The sequence below is a fragment of the Amycolatopsis alkalitolerans genome (genome assembly GCF_006152065.1).
In the GTDB taxonomy this organism is placed as follows: Bacteria; Actinomycetota; Actinomycetes; order Mycobacteriales; family Pseudonocardiaceae; genus Amycolatopsis_E; species Amycolatopsis_E alkalitolerans.
In genome coordinates this window covers 1-1,854 of record NZ_VDFW01000071.1, presented here as the reverse complement: position 1 = coordinate 1,854, position 1,854 = coordinate 1, and the positions used below count along the sequence as shown (strand labels likewise).

Here is a 1,854-nt window from a genome sequence, read left to right as displayed (position 1 = left end):
GGAGTGGCGTGCACGGTGCGGGACACGCGTGGTCAGGAGATCGCGGCGGCGTGCGGGCAGCTCGCCGCCGAAGGCTGAGTTCTGGCTGCACCAGACACGCAAACGAGCAGGGCAGCTACCCCCCGCGTTGGTGATCCTGGCGCGTCGCCTCAGAAGCGTACGATGCAGAGGATAGATGGCCAGGAGTGTCTGTGATCAGGAACCCTCCGCCAGGCCTCATTCGTTTGGTTGCCATGCTTCGAGTAGATCGGCGGGTGTGAATACGGCGTCGAGGTGTTCGGTTGATACTCCGGATCGGGTGACGGCGATCAGTGGGACCGGTTTGTCGGTGACACGGTGACGGTGGCGCTGGAGTTCGGCCAGATCATGGTTATCGAACGACGAGTTTTCCAGCCATTTGATCGATCCGAGGAAGGCTAGTTCACGTGCGATGGGCTCGTGGTCCGCGCCAACTATGTCGATTTCCACGTCGTTGCTGCGGGTCCAGTAGCCGCCGATCGCCGGGACCGCCGGAATGTCATGTGCGGGCAGTAGACGGGCCAGTGATTCGCGGACCAGTGGTTCCACGGCGCGGCCGCGCCAGCTGGTCCATCCACCGTGAATTCGTTCGAGTGTGAGGTCGGAGCGCATGCGGTCCAACTCGGCGAGGTTCGGGCCGAGGAAAGTCAGCCAGAAGCGGAGATACGGGTCGGTGATCCGATATCGGCGTTCCTTGGATGGTGCGAGGCTTATCGGCAGTTCGGCGGCGACGATGCCCTTATCAGTCAATAGTTCCGTAGCGCGTGACAGGGTCGAGTGCGCGATCCCGCCGGCTGCGCGGGCAATATTGGTGAAAGTACGTTCGCCGCTGCCGATAGCCGCCAGAACCTGGCGGGCTTGGGTTTGATCCGGAAACTCGGCGGCAAGTGACAGTTGTGCGGAAACAATCATTGGGCTCACCGGATCTCCCAGTTCTCGGGTCAGGAATGTCGGCATGTCCTCGCCCCAGGGCCAACGCGCACAGATGATGGGCAGGCCTCCCGTCACCAGTGTCGCGTCGAAGGCGCCCGCTGGATCCAGACCGGTCATCGTGGCGACATCGGCCGGGTTGAGTGGTCCGAGGCGCATCTCGGTGCCGCGCTGGTGGAACGGCCGCCCGTAAGAGGTGAGTGCCTGCATCATGGCGAGGTCGGAGCCGATGAGGATCAGCAGCACTGGTTTACGTGACAGCTCGCGATCCCAGGCGCGCTGCAAGACGCTCTCGAACGCTCCGGCGGGGTCCATTAGATAGGGCAGTTCGTCAAGCACCACGACACTCGGCCGGTCCTCAGGCAGGATGCTTGCGAGCTGGCGGAAAGCAGCCGTCCAGTTGCCGGGTACAGCATCGGCGAAGACGTCGGCATCGGGCAGCGAGGAGCTTCGTACGGCATCGATGAACTCAGCCAGTGGATCGGTGCCGAATCCGATTTCACTGGTGTGAAAGACGTTCGGAACTCGGCTCCGATGCACGAACTCCTCTACCAGCGCGGACTTGCCGATCCTGCGTCGCCCGCGGAGGATGAGGCAACGTCCCGGCCGCGCTGTTCCGATTTCCGTCTGCACTCCGGCCAATGCGGCCCCTAGTGTGCCCAGTTCGCGTCGCCGTCCGATGAAGTCGACCAAGCCATGCCTCCCGTGCTCGCTGGGCTGGATACTTCCATCCGCGATAGTATCGCAATCGATACTATCGCGGGGTGGTTGTGTGGCGGATGGAATTGATGTGTGCGGTGGTCGGCAGGTTGTAAAGGGGTGGTGATCGGCGAACCGCTGGCGAACTACAAGCGGGTCGTGGCCGCGGTCCGCCGGATCACCGATCCGGCGCCGGGGGGCCTTGGC

Annotated in this window: 1 protein-coding gene; it reads right to left on the bottom strand. The window is 63.3% G+C overall.

The genetic code is table 11. The features are described 5' to 3' along the window. Window positions 1-216 precede the first annotated feature (216 nt). Window positions 217-1,641 (bottom strand): ATP-binding protein, encoded by a 1,425-nt coding sequence (locus tag FG385_RS33645; protein WP_139100859.1) that lies wholly within the window; start codon window positions 1,639-1,641, stop codon window positions 217-219. Between the last annotated feature and the right edge of the window lie 213 nt (window positions 1,642-1,854).